The sequence below is a fragment of the Pseudomonas sp. B21-054 genome, assembly GCF_026016345.1.
GTDB lineage: Bacteria > Pseudomonadota > Gammaproteobacteria > Pseudomonadales > Pseudomonadaceae > Aquipseudomonas.
Map to the genome: position 1 here is coordinate 4,663,794 of NZ_CP087204.1, position 19,364 is coordinate 4,683,157.

Annotated in this window: 18 protein-coding genes; 9 read left to right on the plus strand and 9 right to left on the minus strand. The window is 60.6% G+C overall.

What is annotated here, in order from left to right:
• Positions 1 to 68: 68 nt before the first annotated feature.
• Complete coding sequence (locus LOY70_RS20085) at positions 69 to 794, minus strand: hypothetical protein (RefSeq protein ID WP_259696019.1); 726 nt, start codon at positions 792 to 794, stop codon at positions 69 to 71.
• A gap of 319 nt (positions 795 to 1,113) precedes the next feature.
• Here LOY70_RS20085 and LOY70_RS20090 point away from each other — a divergent pair, with 319 nt between their 5' ends.
• Positions 1,114 to 2,265, plus strand: coding sequence for an aldose epimerase family protein (locus LOY70_RS20090; RefSeq protein ID WP_265029057.1), 1,152 nt, complete (start codon positions 1,114 to 1,116; stop codon positions 2,263 to 2,265).
• 230 nt (positions 2,266 to 2,495) lie between these two features.
• The gene (locus LOY70_RS20095; RefSeq protein ID WP_265029058.1) at positions 2,496 to 3,317 is read left to right on the plus strand and encodes an aldo/keto reductase; all 822 of its coding nucleotides are present in this window, start codon (positions 2,496 to 2,498) and stop codon (positions 3,315 to 3,317) included.
• A gap of 196 nt (positions 3,318 to 3,513) precedes the next feature.
• Here LOY70_RS20095 and LOY70_RS20100 read toward each other — a convergent pair whose 3' ends face one another.
• Positions 3,514 to 5,877: a DNA polymerase II gene (locus LOY70_RS20100; protein WP_265029059.1), complete on the minus strand. Its 2,364-nt coding sequence runs from the start codon at positions 5,875 to 5,877 to the stop codon at positions 3,514 to 3,516.
• 211 nt (positions 5,878 to 6,088) lie between these two features.
• Between LOY70_RS20100 and LOY70_RS20105 the strand changes: the two genes are divergently transcribed.
• The 5 genes from LOY70_RS20105 to LOY70_RS20125 all read left to right on the plus strand — a co-directional run bounded on the left by LOY70_RS20105 (position 6,089) and on the right by LOY70_RS20125 (position 10,046).
• Positions 6,089 to 6,529 carry a CBS domain-containing protein gene (locus LOY70_RS20105; protein WP_123343109.1) on the plus strand — a complete coding sequence of 147 codons (441 nt, stop codon included), beginning with the start codon at positions 6,089 to 6,091 and terminating at the stop codon, positions 6,527 to 6,529.
• Positions 6,530 to 6,600: 71 nt separating this feature from the next.
• On the plus strand, positions 6,601 to 7,197 hold the full coding sequence (locus LOY70_RS20110; RefSeq protein ID WP_265029060.1) for a paraquat-inducible protein A: 597 nt from the start codon (positions 6,601 to 6,603) through the stop codon (positions 7,195 to 7,197).
• Positions 7,194 to 7,853: a paraquat-inducible protein A gene (locus LOY70_RS20115; protein WP_413776610.1), complete on the plus strand. Its 660-nt coding sequence runs from the start codon at positions 7,194 to 7,196 to the stop codon at positions 7,851 to 7,853. Before LOY70_RS20110 ends, LOY70_RS20115 begins: the two co-directional genes overlap by 4 nt.
• A complete protein-coding gene (locus LOY70_RS20120; RefSeq protein ID WP_265029061.1) occupies positions 7,834 to 9,492 on the plus strand; it encodes an intermembrane transport protein PqiB in 1,659 nt (552 codons plus the stop codon). Before LOY70_RS20115 ends, LOY70_RS20120 begins: the two co-directional genes overlap by 20 nt.
• Positions 9,493 to 9,509: 17 nt before the next feature.
• A complete protein-coding gene (locus LOY70_RS20125; protein WP_265029062.1) occupies positions 9,510 to 10,046 on the plus strand; it encodes a membrane integrity-associated transporter subunit PqiC in 537 nt (178 codons plus the stop codon).
• Position 10,047: 1 nt separating this feature from the next.
• Here the strand turns inward: LOY70_RS20125 and LOY70_RS20130 are convergent, their stop codons facing one another.
• The gene (locus tag LOY70_RS20130; RefSeq protein ID WP_265029063.1) at positions 10,048 to 10,677 is read right to left on the minus strand and encodes a glutathione S-transferase family protein; all 630 of its coding nucleotides are present in this window, start codon (positions 10,675 to 10,677) and stop codon (positions 10,048 to 10,050) included.
• 221 nt (positions 10,678 to 10,898) lie between these two features.
• Here LOY70_RS20130 and LOY70_RS20135 point away from each other — a divergent pair, with 221 nt between their 5' ends.
• The gene (locus LOY70_RS20135) at positions 10,899 to 11,645 is read left to right on the plus strand and encodes a phage infection protein (RefSeq protein ID WP_265029064.1); all 747 of its coding nucleotides are present in this window, start codon (positions 10,899 to 10,901) and stop codon (positions 11,643 to 11,645) included.
• Positions 11,646 to 11,746: 101 nt separating this feature from the next.
• On the opposite strand, the gene LOY70_RS20140 is transcribed toward LOY70_RS20135, so the two are convergent.
• The 4 genes from LOY70_RS20140 to LOY70_RS20155 all read right to left on the minus strand — a co-directional run bounded on the left by LOY70_RS20140 (position 11,747) and on the right by LOY70_RS20155 (position 15,866).
• Positions 11,747 to 12,841 (minus strand): DUF1615 domain-containing protein, encoded by a 1,095-nt coding sequence (locus LOY70_RS20140; protein ID WP_265029065.1) that lies wholly within the window; start codon positions 12,839 to 12,841, stop codon positions 11,747 to 11,749.
• 382 nt (positions 12,842 to 13,223) lie between these two features.
• Complete coding sequence (gene hemB, locus LOY70_RS20145; protein ID WP_025214624.1) at positions 13,224 to 14,198, minus strand: porphobilinogen synthase; 975 nt, start codon at positions 14,196 to 14,198, stop codon at positions 13,224 to 13,226.
• Between the two features lie 115 nt (positions 14,199 to 14,313).
• Complete coding sequence (locus LOY70_RS20150) at positions 14,314 to 15,159, minus strand: PhzF family phenazine biosynthesis protein (RefSeq protein ID WP_265029066.1); 846 nt, start codon at positions 15,157 to 15,159, stop codon at positions 14,314 to 14,316.
• Positions 15,160 to 15,167: 8 nt separating this feature from the next.
• Positions 15,168 to 15,866, minus strand: a complete 699-nt coding sequence (locus LOY70_RS20155; protein ID WP_265029067.1) for a glutathione binding-like protein — start codon at positions 15,864 to 15,866, stop codon at positions 15,168 to 15,170.
• A gap of 319 nt (positions 15,867 to 16,185) precedes the next feature.
• Here LOY70_RS20155 and LOY70_RS20160 point away from each other — a divergent pair, with 319 nt between their 5' ends.
• Positions 16,186 to 16,860: a histidine phosphatase family protein gene (locus LOY70_RS20160; protein ID WP_265038135.1), complete on the plus strand. Its 675-nt coding sequence runs from the start codon at positions 16,186 to 16,188 to the stop codon at positions 16,858 to 16,860.
• A 123-nt stretch (positions 16,861 to 16,983) separates the two neighbouring features.
• Here the strand turns inward: LOY70_RS20160 and mnmH are convergent, their stop codons facing one another.
• The gene (mnmH, locus tag LOY70_RS20165) at positions 16,984 to 18,087 is read right to left on the minus strand and encodes a tRNA 2-selenouridine(34) synthase MnmH (protein ID WP_265029068.1); all 1,104 of its coding nucleotides are present in this window, start codon (positions 18,085 to 18,087) and stop codon (positions 16,984 to 16,986) included.
• Complete coding sequence (gene selD / locus LOY70_RS20170) at positions 18,087 to 19,121, minus strand: selenide, water dikinase SelD (protein ID WP_025214629.1); 1,035 nt, start codon at positions 19,119 to 19,121, stop codon at positions 18,087 to 18,089. Before selD ends, mnmH begins: the two co-directional genes overlap by 1 nt.
• Positions 19,122 to 19,364: the final 243 nt, after the last annotated feature.

The window sequence follows — 19,364 nt, forward strand, 5'->3', positions numbered from 1 at the left end:
AGCATAGCGATTTTTCTTATAACCCCCTATATCGATGTGATCTATCTTTATTCCTTTTCAGTCGTATCTCACTGGACCGGCAGGAAGTTAAGGAACAGCAGGCTCTGGGCGTAATTCAGGCCGATGCGCCGATAGCGCTCATCCAGCATCTGGGTCAGCAGGTCCAGTCGCGCGACGACTTTCCCGAACTCCACGGCGAAACTCAGGTTGCTGCCCTCCTCCGAGATTTCGTTGGAAAACAGCAACGGCTTGCCATCCTTGGTTTGGCGCTGGCTCAGCAGCCAGGTGGCTTTTTCGATATTGCGCGCCGCGTTGTTGACAAAGCGCGGGTCGATGGCGTCGGTCATGTAGAACTCGAGGCGATTGCCATGGGCCGTGACCAACATGCTGCCAATGGCATAGATGAAGGCACCGACCCGATCACCGAGGAACTCCGGACTCATGGCATAGCTCAGGGCCGCCAGGTCCTTCTTGCCACCCAGGGTCGGCAAGGGCTTCTGCTGCTCGATGGCCAGGCGAACCTGTTTTTCGGCGGCGCGAGCGTCGAGAAAGCCGGACTTGCGCAATTCCTCTGGGTTGCGCAGGTACAGCTTGCTCATCAACAGGTAAAGACTTTGCAGGTTGTCGCGCATCGCCAACGTGGCCATGCGGTCGACGCTGGTCTGCAAGAACTCCTGGGGCCTGGCGTTGCTGAACTGAGTGACCATGTCCTGCCCCTGCTGATGGCTGCAGCCGCCGCTGAACAGCAACAACACACCGACCAACAACACTGAACAGCGACGTCGCAACCTCATCACAGAATAAAAAGCACCGGCCATCGAGTCTCGGTCTGGATAGGGGGAAGCGATGGGGGTCGCCGCTTCCAGGCCATGGATAGAGCGGCAAAAATCGCAAAAGTGCAGTGCCCGACAAAAATCCTCACCCTTGGGCTACGCTTTTCACACCAAATTAGTCTTACTTTTTAATTGATTAATCTCTATTTATGGCTATAAATCCCTTCTTGCCACTCAAATAGAAAGACTACTAAACAGAAAAGCCTTCAAAGCTGTCCGACCAGTAACGACTCGACCCGCGTTCAAAACAACAACAAAACAATAGAAGGAAGGTCATACCATGCTTGAATCCAGACATCTGCTCACGGCCCTCGGAGTGTCTCTGATGATCGCCACCTCGGCTTCCCAGGCTGCCGGCCTGACCAATGAACGCGGTGCGTTCGGCAAGACCGATGACGGTACCCCGGTGGAAAAATTCGTGCTGCGCAACAGCCACGGCATGGAGGCGACCGTCATCACTTACGGCGGCATCCTTCAGTCGTTGAGCGTGCCGGACAAAAACGGCAAGGCCGCCGACATCGTGCTCGGTTTCGACGACGTACAGGGTTACCAGAAGAACGGCAGCGTGTATTTCGGCGCAACCATCGGCCGCTTCGGCAATCGCCTGGCCGACGGCGCGTTCGAGCTGGACGGCAAGCGTTACCAGGTGCCGCAGAACGACCATGGCAACTCCCTGCACGGTGGGCCACAAGGCTTCGACAAACGTGTATGGAAGGCCCAACCCCATGATGGCAAGGACTCGGTGGGCGTCACCCTGACCTACGTGTCGCCCGATGGTGAGATGGGCTTTCCCGGTACGCTGAAGACCGACGTCACCTACAGCCTCAACGAACAGAACGAGTTGCGCATCGACTACAAGGCCAGCACCGACAAACCCACGGTGCTGAACCTGACCAACCACAGCTATTTCAACCTGGCCGGCGCAGGCAACGGCGACATACTCGAGCAACTCGCGACCCTGCACGCAGCCCACTACACGCCGGTCACCGGCAAACTCATTCCCACCGGCGAACTGGCCCCTGTGGCCGGCACACCGATGGATTTCACCCAACCCACCGCCATCGGCACCCATATCAAGGCTGATCACCCACAACTCAAGTTCGCCGAACCGAAACAGGGCGGCTTCGACTTCAACTGGGCGCTGGACGCCAAGGGCGATGTGAAAAAACTGGCCGCCGAGGTGTATGACACGGAGTCCGGACGACGCCTGCAGCTCTACACCACCGAACCTGGCGTGCAGTTCTACACCAGCAACTTCCTCGACGGCACGATCAAGGGCAAACAAGGCAAGGTCTATCCGCATTGGGGCGCATTTACCCTGGAAACCCAGCACTACCCCGACTCGCCCAACCAGCCGAACTTCCCTTCGACACGGCTTGATCCAGGCCAGGCCTACACCCAGACCATGGTGTTGAAGTTCTCCGCGAAGTAACTCCCCGCCGAATCGTTCCCATGCTCTTGTGGGAGCGAGCTTGCTCGCGATAGCGGTGTGTCTGCGTGTGATGATGCTGGATGGGCCGACGCCTTCGCGAGCAAGCTCGCTCCCACGGGTTGGTGTTGAGTTCGGATACTGCGGGCTCGCGCAGAGCATGGGAACGATCCATGTGGGAACGCTTGGTCTATCCTGCTGCCACACGTCAAAGCAAAAAACAGGAGGTAGGCATGAGGACGCTGGAATTGGCGGGTGTGTCCGTACCGGTAATCGGCCAGGGCACCTGGCACATGGGTGAGGAACCGTCCCATCACAAGAAAGAAGTCGCGGCCCTGCGGTTGGGCATCGAGCTGGGCATGACCCTGATCGACACGGCGGAGATGTATGCCGAAGGCGGTGCCGAGACCGTCGTCGGCGAAGCGATCACCGGCCTGCGGGACCAGGTTTTCCTGGTGAGCAAGGTCTATCCCCACAACGCCAGCCGCAAAGGCATTCCCCTGGCTTGCGAACGCAGTTTGCGGCGGCTCGACACCGACTACATCGACCTTTATCTGCTGCATTGGCGCGGACAGTACCCGCTGGAAGAAACCGTCGAAGCCTTCGAACGGTTGCGCGAAGAAGGCAAGATCGGTCGTTGGGGCGTGTCGAACTTTGATGTCGACGACCTTGAAGAACTGGCCTCGCCGGCCTGCGCCACCAATCAGGTGCTGTACAACTTGCAAGAGCGTGGTATCGAATTCGACCTGCTGCCCTGGTGTCAGGAACAGCGTATGCCGGTCATGGCTTACTGCCCGGTCGGCCAGGGTGGGCATCTGCTCAAGGACCATACCTTGGGGCAGATCGCCGAACGCCATCGGGCAACACCGGCGCAGATCGCACTGTCCTGGCTGTTGCGCCAGGACAGTGTCATTGCCATTCCCAAGGCCGTACAGCCTGAGCACGTACGCCTGAATGCCGAGGCGGCGAACCTGAAGCTTGAACCGCAGGATTTGGCGGCCCTTGACCTGATGTTTCCCCAGCCTCAGGGCAAGCAGCGGTTGGCGATGGTCTGACGCCTAAATACGGACCATCGGGAACCCACTGATTTGTGGCGAGGGGATTTATCCCCGCTCGAGTGCGCAGCACTCGCAACTTTATCGGTACCACGAAATCTCAGGGGCCGCTGCGCGCCCCAACGGGGATAAATCCCCTCGCCACAGATCCACCATATCCCCGGCCCAAAGAGTTCTGCAGGAATACACGCAAATCTCAGAACAACCCCATCTGCCCCCCCACCAACGTCGAAAAGTCATCGTTCACAAACGGCAGGATCGCATCCGCCACTGGTTGCAGCTGTTTGCTCACGTAGTGATCGTAATCAATCGGCGCACTACGGATTTCGAGGGGCTCGGGGCCGGCAACGGTGATGACGTAGCTGATCCAGCCGCCATTCTGATATTGCCGTGGCCGGCCCTGGCGCTGGTTGAATTCGTCGGCCAGCCGCGCGGCCCGGACGTGGGGCGGTACGTTGCGTTCGTAGTCCTCCAGGGGCCGGCGCAAGCGCTTGCGGTAGACCAGTCGATCATCGAACGCGCCGGCCAGGGTCTGCTGCACATAATCGCGCACATATTCCTGATACGGCTGGCGATGGAAGATTCGCCCGTAGAGCTCTTGCTGGAACTGCCGGGCCAGCGGCGACCAGTCGGTGCGCACGGTTTCCAGGCCCTTGTAGACGATTTCATCGCGGCCATCGGCGCGAGTCACCAGCCCGGCGTAACGTTTCTTGCTGCCTTCCTCGGCGCCCCGAATGGTCGGCATCAGGAAGCGTTTGAAATGGGTTTCGAACTGCAACTCCAGCGCACTCTCCAGCCCGAACTCGTCACGCACCTGTTCGCGCCACCATTGATTGACGTGGGCCACCAGCTCCTGGCCGATCCTGGCCGCCTCTTCCTGACCGTGGGCGCGGCGCAGCCAGACGAACGTGGAGTCGGTATCACCGTAGATCACCACATGCCCCTGGGCTTCGATCAACTGCCGGGTGCGCTGCATGATCTGGTGGCCGCGCAAGGTGATGGACGACGCCAGCCGTGGATCGAAGAAGCGACAGCCACTGGAACCGAGCACACCATAAAAGGCATTCATGATGATTTTCAACGCCTGGGACAGCGGTGCGTTGTGTTCGCGCTTGGCGGTTTCGCGGCCTTCGGCGACCCGCGCGACGATGGCCGGCAGACAATGCCGGGTACGGGAGAAGCGTGCGCCGCGAAAGCCTGGCACCGATTCGCGGTCGTCCGGGTGACGCAGTCCCTCGATCAGGCCCACGGGGTCGATGAGGAAGGTGCGGATGATCGACGGATACAGGCTCTTGTAGTCGAGCACCAGCACCGACTCGTAGAGCCCTGGCTGGGAGTCCATGACAAACCCACCCGGGCTCGCTTCGGGCGGGCGCTGGCCAAGGTTCGGCGCCACGAAACCCTGGCGGTGCATCAGCGGCATGTACAAGTGGGTGAACGCCGCCACCGAACCACCGCTGCGGTCCGCCGGCAAGCCGGTGACGCTGGCCCGTTCCAAGAGGAACTTGAGCAGTTCGGTCTTGGCGAAGATCCGCGTCACCAGCTCACAGTCCTTGAGGTTGTAGCGGGCCAGGGCCGGTTTATCCTCGGCGAACATGCGGTTGATCTCGTCCATGCGCTGGTACGGGTTGTCGATGGACTTACCCTCCCCCAACAGCGTCTGGGCGACGTTCTCCAGGCTGAAGGACGGGAAACTCCAGGTCGCCGAACGCAGGGACTCGATGCCGTCGATGATCAACCGGCCGGCCGCCGAGGCGAAAAAGTGGTTGTTGCGCGCACCGTGCTCACGCCATTGCATCTCTTCCCCGCCACGCCCCAGGCGCAACGGCACGGCCAGGCGCCGGGCGTGTTCATGCAGCACCCGCAGATCGAACTGCACCAGGTTCCAGCCGATGATCCCGTCGGGGTCAAAGCGAGCAAACCAGTCATTGAGCTTTTTCAACAGCACGGTGCGCGATTCGCAATATTCCAGTTGAAAATCCACGCCGGTGTCGTCGCCATTGGGGGGGCCGAGCATGTAGACCTGGCGCTCACCGCAGCCTTCCAGGGCAATGGAATACAAATCGCCCTGGGCGGTGGTTTCGATGTCCAGGGACACCAGGCGCAACGGTGGGCGGTACTCGGGCGCCGGTTTCATCTGGGCGTCGAGTAGTGGGCCGTCAGCAGTGGCTGTGCCGCCAAACCAGACGGGAGCGGTGATGAAACGCTCCATCAGGTAGCGTTCCGGCGGCCGGATATCAGCCTCGAACACCTCCACACCGGCACGGCGCAAGGTGGTATCCAGGCGCATCAGTTGGGCGTGCTGCTGGCAATACAGCCCCAACACCGGGCGATGCTCGAAATCCAGCAGGTCAAGGGGCCGCAACTCAACGTCTTTCTCCCCTTGCAACAGCGCTTCGACCTGACCGCGCTGGACCTGCGGCACGAACGCCACCGACGGCTGCACCGGCAGGCGCACGCGCCGGGGGCCGGCGTCGGTCGCCAGCCAGAATTCGACTTCGGTGCCGGCCGGGGTATCGCGCCAATGCCGGGTCAGGACGAAGCCCTGCTGTAAATCCACCGATGTAACCTCGAATTTTGCGTGAGTCCGGATTCTACCTGTGGCGGGGGGACTTCACCTGCTCAACTGACAGCCTCTCGTGGCCTAATATTGAGGTGAATTCACCGGTAATGACGTTTTTGGATGACTGGCGGCCGCTTTCCCGCTTGCTCTGCGCCGTTGGGTCTACGATTCTTAAACCACCCGTAAAAACAACACCCGAGGCTCCCCCATGAAAACCGTCGCGCAGTTGCTCCGGCTAAAAGATGAGAAAAACCAGCAAGTGCACACCATCTCACCGGACGACATGGTATTGCAGGCCTTGATGCGCATGGCCGAGAAAAACGTCGGCGCCTTGCTGGTGGTGAAAAACGATGAAGTGCTGGGGATCATCAGTGAGCGCGACTATGCGCGCAAAATGGTCTTGCACGGCCGCTCGTCGGTGGGCACGAAAGTGAGTGACATCATGGTATCCCCCGTGATCACGGTAGACCCGCAACAGAATGTCGAAACCTGCCTGAGCATCATGACCGAAAAGCATTTGCGGCATTTGCCGGTGGTCGAGGACGGCAAGCTCGTCGGGCTCCTATCCATCGGTGACCTGGTCAAGGAAGCCATTGCCGAACAGGCGGACCTGATCCGACAACTGGAGCAATACATTCGCGGCGAATGATCCGTTCGGGCGGTTTGCTCATTCTCAACGCACTTCTATATTGAAGGGGTTGTTCCTGCCCGAGCGCCCCGATGGCCGATACCGACCGACTGATCATTTGTGAACATTGCGATGCGGTGTACGAGCCGGTGGTGCTCGTCCCGCATCAGAAAGCCTCGTGCGTGCAATGCCACGCGGTGATCCAGCGTTACGACGGCCTGAGCATCGAGCAGCGCCTGGCCTTGAGCGTGACGGCCGCGGTGCTTTGGGCATTTGCCAACGTCTATCCGGTGATGAGCATCCGACTCCAGGGCCTGAGCAACAGCGCCACGCTATGGGATTCCATCGTGGCGCTGAGCCAGGGGTCGATTACCTTCATCGCCCTGGTCGCCGCGGTGGCGATCATCGTCGCCCCGGCCTTGCAACTGGCGCTGCTGATCTGGGTCCTGGCCTATGCCTACGCCAGCCAGCGGGCGCCAGGGTTCAACCTGTGCATGCGCAGCCTGGAAACCCTGCGGCCGTGGAGCATGCTGGAGGTGTGCCTGCTGGGCGCACTGGTGGCGGTGATCAAGCTCGCCGGGCTGCTGGACGTACTGCCGGGCATCGGCCTGTTCGCCCTGGCAGCCTTGAGCCTGTTGATGATCCGCATTGCCGGGCGCGATGTCCGCGACCTGTGGGAGCGCCTGTGAACGGCACGCCCCTGGACACCCTGCCCCAGGCCAGCGACCTGAACCTGTGCCTGTGCCACAGCTGCGGCCTGGCCTGCGACATGACCGACCAGCCCGAGACTTGCCCGCGCTGCGAGGCCGCCCTGCATCGGCGCAAGCCCGACTCCATTACCCGCACCTGGGCCTATATGCTGGCGGCACTGGTGTTCTACATTCCGGCCAACCTGCTGCCGGTCATGAATACCAAGATGCTTGGCGAAGGTGCCGACAGCACCATCATCAGCGGCGTCATCGAGTTCTGGCAAGGTGGCGCCTGGGACATCGCCCTGATCATCTTCATCGCCAGTATCGCCGTACCAGGCATCAAGTTCGTGGTGCTGACCCTGTTGCTGGTCACGGTGCAACGACGCAGCACCTGGGCCCAGGTCCAGCGGGCCAAATTGTATCGGCTGGTGGAAGTCATCGGCTACTGGTCGATGCTCGACGTGCTGGTGGTGGCCCTGGTGGCGGCGCTGGTGAAGTTCCAGGCACTGAGCGATATCGAACCGCGGCCGGGCATCCTGTTTTTCGGCCTCGTGGTGCTGTTCACCATGCTCTCGGCCATGAGTTTCGACCCCCGGTTGATCTGGGACACCCAACCCTGCGAGGAGATCCTGGATGAAGTCGCAAGCCACTGACGGGCGCCAACCCGCACCGGGTCGCGCCAATGTCACCACACGCCGCTGGACGGTGTCGCTGGTGTGGATCGTGCCGATCATCGCGGTCCTGGTGGGGCTGTCCCTGGTGGTCCACAACTGGCTGCAGGAAGGTCCGACCATCACCATCACCTTCAAGACCGGCCAGGGCCTGACCGCCAACAAGACCCAGGTGAAATATCGCAACGTGGTCATCGGCCAGGTCACCGACGTGCAACTGAGCGACGACCAGAAGAACGTCACCGCGACGGTCAAGCTGGCCAAGACGGCCGACACCTTCACCCACGAAGACTCGGTGTTCTGGGTGGTACGGCCGCGCATCGGGGCCGGCGGTATCTCGGGGATCGACACCTTGCTGTCCGGCGATTTCATTGGGGCCGACGCCGGCCAGTCGAAAGTGCGCGCCAAGTCCTTCACGGGCTTGGAGAACCCGCCACCCATCACTTACGGCGAACCGGGCAAGCGCTTCACCCTGCACTCCCAGGACCTCGGCTCGCTGGACATCGGCTCGCCGGTGTACCTGCGCAAGATCCCGGTGGGCCAGGTCGTGTCCTATGCCCTGGACGCCGATGGCAAAGGCGTCAACATCGACGTGTTCATCAATGCCCCCAATGACGTGTACGTCACCGAAAACACCCGGTTCTGGAACGTCAGCGGCGTGGACGTGAACGTCGGTGCCAACGGTTTCGCGGTCAAGACCGAATCACTCTCGGCACTGCTGCTGGGAGGCATCGCGTTCCGGGCGCCGGAATACAGCCCCAACGACACCCCCGCCAGCGAAGACAAGACGTACGAGCTGTTTGCCGACCAGCAAAGCGCCCTCGCCCCGCCCAATGGCAAGGCGCAGTACCTGGCCTTGCGTTTCGATCAGGCACTGCGTGGGTTGCGAGTCGATGCGCCAGTCGAGTTCCTGGGCGTCGAAATCGGCAAAGTCGTCGCCATCAACCTGGACTTCGACGAGAAGCAGCGCAGTTTTCCGGTCAACGTCGGTGTGGTGATCTACCCTCAGCGCCTGGGCAAGGCCCATGAAAAACTGCTCAAGTCGCTCAACCACAACCCCGACGACGAAGCCGCCGGGGCCCGCCTGATCGGCAGCTTCGTCGAACGAGGCCTGCGTGCCCAGGCGCGCAGTGGCAACCTGCTGACCGGGCAGTTGTACATTTCGCTGGATTTCTACCCCAAGGCGGAGAAAGTCGCCTTCGACCCTGCCGCTCGACCTGTCCGTATTCCGACCATTCCCGGCAGCCTCCAGCAATTGCAGGAACAACTGCAGGCGATGGTCGAGCGGATCAATAAACTGCCGCTGGAAAGCGTGGCCAGCAACCTGAACGGCAACCTGGTGGAGCTGCGCAAGGGCTTGGCCCAATTCAACAGCAAGACCCTGCCCAGTGTGCAAAACACCCTGCAGGATGTGAGCAAGACCCTGCAATCGGCCAACTCCACCCTGGCCGAAGACTCGCCGCAACGCGAACAACTGACCCAGACCCTGGACGACCTGGGGCGCATGTCGCGCTCGTTGCGCGAGCTGTCCGACTACCTGAGCCGCCACCCCGAATCACTGCTTCGCGGCCGTCCCAAGGACGCACCGGCGCAGAACCTCACATTCCCGGTGAAAGAATGATCACAGGAGCACGCCTTATGCCGCGGATGCTGAAATGCTCACTGATTGCCTTGGCATTGTTGCTCGGCGCCTGCCGCAGCGATCCTATCCACTATCACACCCTGAGCCCGGCCCAACCGGCCGATCAGACGCGCGCCAGCGTGGACATCCAGGTCGAGCAAGTCAGTGTTCCACCTCAAGTGGATCGCACCCAGATGGTCATTCGCCAAGGCAACAGCGGGCTGGCGATCCTGGAAACCGAATGGTGGGGCGCCAGCCTGGCGGATGAGCTGCACAGCAGCCTGGACGAACAACTGAACAACCCCGGCGCACCGAAGCTATCGCTGCGGGTGGATGTGCAGCGCTTCGACTCGATCCCTGGCCGTTATGCCCGCATGGATGTGCAATGGCGCCTGCGTAACTTCGGCAACGAGGCCCGTCCCCTCACCTGCCGCAGCAGCCTGCAAACGCCGGCGGGAGGCAGCATCGACGACCTGGTGACGGCGCATCAGAACAATGTCCGGCAATTTGTCGGCCTCGTCGAGCAGGCTGCATCACGCAAGGCGTGTCCGTGACTCATTCCGGCCAATGCTGCGACAGAATCGGCGCAACGCACGGATGGCGATCGATACGCTCCAGCAGCCCATGAAACTCCGGACGGGCACTTGACATGGCTTCGCGGGTTCCTTGCCACTTGGTGATCACAGCGGCCAGGATGTCCAGCGCTCCCGGTTCGTCGCCATTGAGAAACGGCCGGGCCGGGAATTGGTCGGCAAACAGCGCCCAGTTGCGATACAGCCGTTGCTGGGTGCCGGAGACCAATCGCTGCCGAGTCGCTTCGTCCGCATCCTCCAGCCAGCGTTCCGGAAAATCGATAATGCCGATGGGCGTATAGCAATGGGCAACGATATAGACCAGGCCCCGTATGACTTGCGCGCGATGCCCAGGGTCTTCAGGCAGCAACTTTGACTGGGGAAAGGACAACCCGAGGTGAATCAGAATGGCTGCGGCTTCAGTCAGGACCGAGCCGTCCGGCAGTTGCAGGGTCGGGACCAACTTCTGAGGGTTCAGCGCCTCCAGTTCCTTCGCCGCCGCGCTGTCCTCGGTCGAATAGGCATCGATCCGGCGGTACGCCACGCCACAGAGATCCAGGGCAATCTCCACCGCCGAAGAACCGGACTGCCTGTGGCCGAATAACTGATACATGAGCTTGTCTCCTGCTGGACATTCTGGCGGTAGAGCTCACAAATCCGTCGGTGTTCCACTGGGCGGACGATACGCCATCCCGATATCACGCTAACCGAAGGTCAGTGGACGAGCTATCACTGCCATCGATGTTCACCATCATGCCAATGAAGTTCTCTTGATGATTGCCCGGCGCAACAATGGCCCCACACCAACCCACTGCATCCCCGGAGCACACCATCATGAAACGCCAAATCATCCTCAGCCTCGCTTTCTCTGTACTGGCAGCCAATGTATTCGCCGCCTCCTCCCAACCAGTCGTTGCCGAAGGTGGCTCCGATCGACTGATCGAAAACCGCGTCGCTGAAGGCGGCTCCGATCGACTGATCGAAAACCGCGTCGCTGAAGGTGGTTCTGATCGACTGATCGAAAATCGCGTCGCTGAAGGTGGTTCTGATCGACTGATCGAAAATCGCGTCGCTGAAGGTGGCTCTGATCGCCTGATCGAAAACCGCGTCGCTGAAGGTGGCTCCGATCGTCTGATCGAAAACCGCGTCGCCGAAGGTGGCTCTGATCGTCTGATCGAAAACCGCGTCGCTGAAGGTGGTTCTGATCGACTGATCGAAAATCGCGTCGCTGAAGGTGGTTCTGATCGACTGATCGAAAATCGCGTCGCTGAAGGTGGCTCTGATCGCCTGATCGAAAACCGCGTCGCTGAAGGTGGCTCCGATCGTCTGATCGAAAACCGCGTCGCCGAAGGTGGCTCTGATCGTCTGATCGAAAACCGCGTCGCTGAAGGTGGCTCTGATCGTCTGATCGAAAACCGCGTAGCCGAAGGTGGCTCTGATCGTCTGATCGAAAACCGCGTCGCTGAAGGTGGTTCTGATCGTCTGATCGAAAACCGCGTCGCTGAAGGTGGTTCTGATCGTCTGATCGAAAACCGCGTAGCCGAAGGTGGTTCTGATCGTCTGACCGAAAACCGCGCATGAGTTGTTCTGTCGCTACAACGCTCCAGACAGCTTCCGAACCAAAACCACCCCAGTAAAGCCCGGCCTCATCCGCCGGGCTTTTTCATGCCCCCAACGTCTGGCTAACGCCCCGACGCCTTCGCCATGCACCGCTGATAACGCTCATCCACCCGCTTGGCAAACCACGCTGTGGTCAACTTGCGCGTGATTTTCGGACTCTTGAGCACGATCCCCGGCAATACGGCCCTAGGCAACCGCTTGCCTTCAGCCTGTTCAGCCAATTCGAACACGCGCTTGTAGAGCTTGCTGTCTTCAAACGCCAGGCTATCACCCTGCTCCAATTGATTGCGAATGGTCGGGTTGCGCATCCCCAAGGATTTACCCAGCGTGCGCACCGCCAATTCGGTACTGCCCGGCATGATTGAGTCATGCACAATCAAATCGCCGTCGAGCGCCAGGGAAATGCCCGAAGCCCGACTCACCGCATGCTGGAAAGCCGCGTTGCGACTGGCGTACCACCCGGCATTGAAATCGGCGAAACGATACAACGGCTCGGTGTAGCTCACCGGATAGCCCAGCAAATGCGCGATACCGAAATACATCCCGCCGCGACGACTGAACACTTCACGGCGAATCGAGCCGTCCACCGCGTAGGGATAATCCCGGGCATTGGCTTGGGCAAAGGCGATACTGACCTGCATCGGCCCACCCGTATGCACCGGGTTGAAACCGCCGAACAGCGTCTTGCCCAGCGGCACCATGTCGATGAAATCATCGAAAATTTCACTCAGTTCCTTCTCGCTACGCGCCCCGTTGAGTCGATCGCTGTAGCTTTTGCCATTGGGCGAGCGCACCTGCAGCGCGCCGCTGACCAATAGCTCTGGAATATGCACCTTCGCCGCACGGCGGTTGATTTCCTGCCGAGCGATCTTGCCCAGCCCCGACACCGTCGGATCAGCCTGGAACGTCGACTCCTGTTCGGTCACCGCCAGGACAGCGCAGATATTCTGTGTCGTGGGGGAGATCTGCTGAGCCGCGAAAGCCACATAGATGTCCGTCGCCCAGCCTTCGCGATCCGTAGTCTTGGCCGGCAACAACCGCACGATCTGCGCCTTGACCTCGGCAGGCTGGCGTTCAGGCTCCTGGGCCTGGCGGCTGCCGCAACCGGCCAGGGCTAGCAACGCGGCGAGGCTGAACATCAATCGATTGAGTTGCATGGTGCTCCATCAGGTTGGTTATTCCGGAGCAACCATACGATCAAAAACGGGCACGGGCTATGTTCCGTCGCGCAGAGCAACAAAATGATGCAGGGAAGAAACCCATGTGGGAGCGAGCTTGCTCGCGATGACGTCGGCACATTCAACATCAATGCAAGCTGACCCACCGCTTTCGCGAGCAAGCTCGCTCCCACAGGGGATTGGGGATGGATTGACTTTTGTGAACGCCCGAAATCCATGTGGGAGCGAGCTTGCTCGCGATGGCGTCGGCACATTCGACATCGGTGCAAGCTGACCCACCGCTTTCGCGAGCAAGCTCGCTCCCACAGGGGATTGGGGGTGGATATGGATTTTGCGTCAGACCGCGGTCCCTGACGCTGGATCAGATCCCGCTCAACGCCAAATCCATCGCAAAGTAGGTAAAGATCAGATCCGCACCCGCCCGTTTGATCGCGCCAAGGCTTTCGCGCACCACGCGGGCTTCGTCGATGGCGCCGGCCTGGGCGGCGAACTTGATCATCGCGTATTCGCCGCTGACCTGATAGGCCGACAGCGGCAGGTTAGAGGCCTGGCGAATGTCGCGGATGATGTCGAGGTAGGCCCCGGCAGGCTTGACCATCAGCGCATCGGCGCCTTCCTGCTCATCAAGCAAGGATTCGCGCAGTGCTTCGCGACGATTCATCGGGTTCATCTGATAGCTCTTGCGGTCGCCTTTCAAGGCGCTGCCGCCGGCCTCGCGAAACGGACCATAAAGCGCCGAAGCGAATTTGGTGGAATAGGCCATGATGGCCGTCTGGCTGAAGCCCGCTTCGTCCAGGGCCCTGCGAATGGCCTGGACCTGTCCGTCCATGGCCGCAGACGGCGCGATCACATCGGCACCGGCACGGGCCGCCGCCACGGCTTGCTTGCCCAGGTTGAGCAAGGTCCGGTCGTTGTCCACTTCATGCCCGTGGAGTACGCCGCAATGACCATGATCGGTGTACTCACAGAAGCACGTGTCGGACATCACAATCATTTCCGGCACCGCGTCCTTGCAGATCCCAGCCATGCGCGAGACCAGGCCGCGCTCGTTCCAGGTGTCGCTGCCGTCGCTGTCCAGGTGATGGGACACACCAAAGGTCATGACTGACTTGATACCGGCACGGGCATAGCGCTCGATCTCGCTGGCCAGTTTCGCTTCAGGAATGCGCACCACGCCCGGCATGCTCTTGATCGGCACGAAATCATCGATCTCTTCTTCGACGAAAATCGGCAACACCAGGTCGTTCAAGGTGAACTCGGTTTCCTGGAACAGGCTGCGCAGGCTCGCATTGCGACGTAGACGGCGTGGACGCGCTTCGGGGAACTGGCTGGACATGGGACTCCTGGGGCAAATGGGTACTCGATCACAGGGGGCAAAGCTTATGCCCTGGTCGGCCAGGGCACAAACGCCGGCTGGCGAACAGAGTGTTACCAGCCAGGCAATAATCGCCTCACAAGGTCAGCGAGCCATTGATGCAAGTCACCACTGCGCCGCCAATCCAGACGTCATCCCCCACCTGCTCGACATGAATGCGCCCGGCCCGGCCCATCGTCAGTCCCTGGCTGACCACATAGGACGTCGGCGCCAAACCCTTGCCCAGCATCCATTGCGCGAGCCCGGCGTTGAGACTGCCGGTGGCTGGATCCTCCGGCATACCGTCACCGGCAATAAAACCGCGCACTTCAAATTGCGCCTCATCGCCATCCACCGCCAGATCCCACGGTGCAATCACGCCCACGGCCAAGTCCAGCAATTGATGATAATCGGGCTTGAGCGTCAACACCTGCTGGCGATCCTTGAGCATCAAAGCCAGCCAACCGGCGCCGTTATCCACCCATTGCGCCTCGACAATCGCCTCGGCCGCCAGCCCGAGCCCCTGGCGCACCCGCTCCAGCAGGTCGGCTTCCAGCGGACCGGACTTGAGCAAGGGTGGCGCCAGGAACGCCAATCCGTAATCGCTACGGCGGATCCTGACCAGGCCGACGCCACATTCCTGCACGATCTCCTGCCCTTTCGGCACACCGCCAGCTTCCAGCCAGGCGTGACAACTGCCCAACGTCGGATGACCGGCAAACGGCAACTCGCTCGATGTGGTGAAAATTCGCACCCGGTAATCGGCCTCCGGATGCCGTGGCTCCAGCAGGAACGTGGTTTCGCTGAGATTGGTCCAGTTGGCAAAGGCCCCCATGCGCTCGTCACTGACCCCGTCGGCGCCGAGCACCACCGCCAATGGATTGCCCTTGAGCGGTACGGAGCTGAACACATCCAGTTGCTTGAACTCGAATCGACTGCTCATCGGCTCATTCATTCCGGGATCTTCAGCCCGCGCGCCACAGCCGGTCGCGCCAGGAAACGCTCCAACACCCGTGTCACATTGGGAAAGTTCTGGATACCCACCAAATCACCGGCCTCATAAAAACCGATCAAGTTGCGCACCCAGGGAAACGTGGCGATATCGGCGATGGTGTAGCGCTCGCCCATGATCCAATCCCGGCCTTCGAGACGACCGTCGAGCACCTTGAGCAAGCGTCTGCTTTCCTCGACATAACGATCGCGAGGCCGTTTGTCCTCGTAGTCCTTGCCGGCGAACTTGTTGAAGAACCCCAACTGCCCGAACATCGGCCCGATACCGCCCATCTGGAACATCAACCACTGAATCGTCTCATAGCGCGCCGCCGACTCCTGGGCCAGCAACTGGCCACTTTTGTCCGCCAGATAAATCAGGATCGCCCCCGACTCGAACAACGCCAACGGCTTATCCCCTGGCCCATGAGGGTCGAGAATCGCCGGGATCTTGTTGTTGGGGTTCAGGGAAAGGAACTCGGGAGACAGCTGGTCGTTGCTGTCAAAGTCCACTTTGTGCGGTTCATAGGGCAGGCCGATCTCTTCGAGCATGATCGAGACTTTCACGCCGTTGGGGGTTGGCAGGGAATAGAGCTGGAGCCACTCAGGGTATTGAGCGGGCCATTTTTGGGTGATGGGGAATGGAGTCAGGTCGGGCATGGTAGCGGCCTCGCAGATTAAACAAAGGCCTGAGAATAATCCAAGATGGAGGGGACAGCATCACGAGCACGTCATGGCATTCACACCGATCGTTCTTAATTCCGCAACATCCTGTCGTTAACATTCGACCTGCCTCCAAGGAAGAGGCTTTACAGTGCAGCGGATCAGCCGAGATCGAACCAAAGGGCTTCAAGGGACTCTGAGCAGTGCCCCCGAAGAATCGAAGCGGCATCACGACAGGGAACACACCCGCGGCCAACAGCCTCGCGGTGCCAAGGTTTGTCAGCCTGAATCAAGAGTGCTGAAGAATATTTACTCGATGATGAACCCACTGAATTTCGCCAAACGCTTGAAACACCGTTCGTGGCTGTTGCTGCCAACGCTGCTTGTGGTCTGTGGCCTGGTGTTGTCGCTGGAATCCAGCGTCAGCCGCGCCCAACCCGCCGATGGCACCCAGACCCTGGTGTTCCTGCGGCATGCCGAGAAACCCGCCGGCGGCCTGGGCCAGCTCAATTGCCAGGGCCTCAACCGCGCCATCGATTTGGCCACCCTGCTGCCGGAAAAATTCGGCAAGGCTGACTACGTGTTCGCGGCCAACCCTACCCGCAACGTCGAAGAGGGTGAGCTGGACAATTCCTATAGCTATATTCGTCCGCTGATGACCATCAGCCCCAGTGCCATCAAGCTTGGGCTGCCGGTGAATATCAATTATTCGGCCAACGACACCAGCGACCTGGCTGATGAGTTGCTTCACGACAAGTACCACAACGCCACCGTCTATACCGCCTGGTCCCACGGCTATTTGCCGGAGCTGATCAACAAGGTCGCCGAAGAAGCAGTGGGCGAGAAGCAGACCATTACCGATGACTGGGCATCCAGCGACTTCGATTCGCTGTTCGTGCTGACCCTGACCTGGCATAACGGCAAGGCCAGCCTCAGCAGCCGGAGCTACAAGCAAGGCTTGGACAACGGCAAGGAAACCTGTCCGACGTAACCACTGAGTGCTTCTTCCTTTGTGGGAGCGAGCTTGCTCGCGATAGCAGTGCGTCAGTCAACATAAGCGTTGGCTGATCCGTCGCTATCGCGAGCAAGCTCGCTCCCACATTTTGTTCCGGTATTACCCGCCCCGCAGCGCTCGCTCGCGCAGGTACTCCAACACCGCCGCCTGCTCTCCCGAGAACTCGATCCGCAAGCCTTTCTTCTCCCGCTGGAACACGTACATCGGGTCGTAATACTCGCGCAGCAAACCTTCGATCCAACCGCGATGCAAGTCGACGGCGCCGCTATTGGCCTGCTCGGCCAGGGCAGCCTCCATGATTTCCATCAAACGCCGATGGCGGTCGCCGCCCAGGCGCTTGTGAATGTTGTTCAGGCTCGCCAGCAATCGCTCGGAAAACAGCGAGAAGCCTTCGTCGCCATGTACGGCAATGAATTCGGCGCACAGGTTGATAACGTAGTCGCGCAGGATCCGCTCGACCCGCCGCTCCAGGCTATCCTCAAGCCAGACCATCGGAACCTGCTGCATGCGCTGGAACAAGGGGAGCGGCAAGGCGCAGCTGCCGACCATGCGGCTTTCATCTTCCAGCACGAATTGTTCGATACCGGCGGCACGTTTTTTCAGCACGTCCACCGCCAGACGGTTCTCGAAATCGATGTTGGAAGGCTGCCCGGTGGCGCGCTTGCCAAAGCTCGAGCCGCGATGATTGGCATAGCCCTCCAGGTCCAGGCTATTGCCCAACTGAGTCAGCACTTCGGTCTTGCCGGTGCCGGTCATGCCGCCCAACAGCACCAGGTCACATTCGGTGACCGCCTGCTCGACGGTGCCGAGCAGGAAGGTACGCATGGCCTTGTAGCCGCCACCGACCCTGGGGTATTCGATCCCCGCTTCGTCCTTGAGCCACTGCTGGACGATCTGCGAACGCAAGCCACCGCGAAAGCAATACAACACACCGTCAGGATGGCTTTGGGCGAACTCGGCCCAGGCCTGGATGCGTTGCGCCTTGATTTCACCGGACACCAACTGATGGCCCAGGACAATGGCGGCTTGCTGCCCCTGCTGTTTGTAGCAGGTACCGACGCGTTCCCGTTCGAGGTCGGTCATCAACGGCAAATTGACCACGCCGGGGAATGCGCCCTTGAGAAATTCGACCGGCGCGCGAGTGTCCATCATCGGCCGGTCGTTGAGGAAGATATCGCGGTAATCGGTGATGTCCTGGGTCATCAAGACACCTCGACCGCGTAGGTCTGTCGCTCAACCAACTCGCCAATTGGCTCCAGCGCCAGGCCGAGTTCAACGGCAACCCGCAGAAACTCGCCCTCACCCTCGGGGGTGACGGCGATCAACAGGCCGCCGCTGGTCTGAGGGTCGCACAACACGCGTTTGTGCAGTTCCTGGACGCGACCGAGCTTGCTGGCGTAGCTGTCGTAGTTGCGCAACGTACCGCCCGGTACACAGCCCAGGTCGAGGTAGTACTCGACACCCGGCAGGCGCGGCACCGCGTCGTAGCGAATCCGCGCCGTCACCTGGCTACCATCGGCCATTTCCACCAGGTGCCCGAGCAGGCCGAAACCGGTGACGTCGGTCATCGCCGTGACACCGTCGAGCTTGCCGAAGCGGCTGCCGGGTTTGTTGAGGGTGCACATCCAGTCGCGAGCCAGGCCAACGTCGGCGGCGCGCAACTTGCCTTTCTTTTCCGCGGTGGTGAGGATGCCGATGCCCAGGGGCTTGGTCAGGTACAAGCGGCAACCGGCGGTGGCGGTGTCGTTGCGTTTCATGTGGCGCTTTTGCACCAGGCCCGTGACCGCCAGGCCGAAAATCGGCTCAGGTGCGTCAATCGAATGCCCGCCGGCCAGGGGAATGCCCGCCTCGTCACACACCGAACGACCGCCGCGAATCACCTCGCGGGCGATCTCCGGGGCCAGCACGTTGACTGGCCAGCCGAGAATCGCAATGGCCATCAGCGGATCACCGCCCATGGCATAGATGTCGCTGATGGCATTGGTGGCGGCGATGCGGCCGAAGTCGAACGGATCGTCGACAATCGGCATGAAGAAATCGGTGGTCGAGACCACCCCGCGCTCCTCGTCGATGGCATACACCGCGGCATCGTCCCGGGAGGCATTGCCGACCCACAGCTTGGGGTCAAGGTTCTGCGCGCCGCTGCCGGCCAGGATCACCTCCAGCACTTGTGGCGAAATCTTGCAGCCGCAACCGGCGCCGTGGCTGTACTGGGTCAGGCGAATCGGCTCGCTCATGGGCATACCTCTCGTAAGTCAAGGTGGCTGATTCTACAGCAACAGCGGTGGCTCAGCGCTGCATCGCGATGGGTACCCCAATGTACCTTGCCATGCCTTGGTGCCGATTCGAGCGTCGAGGTGCCCTCCGGTGCACGCAACCTGATCAAAAAGACAGGAAAAATGCCCTAACACCCAGTTTCTCAAGGCTCTGACAAAATCTGGTATGGGATGTGCAAACGTTTGCGCAAGTTGTCGGCCGCA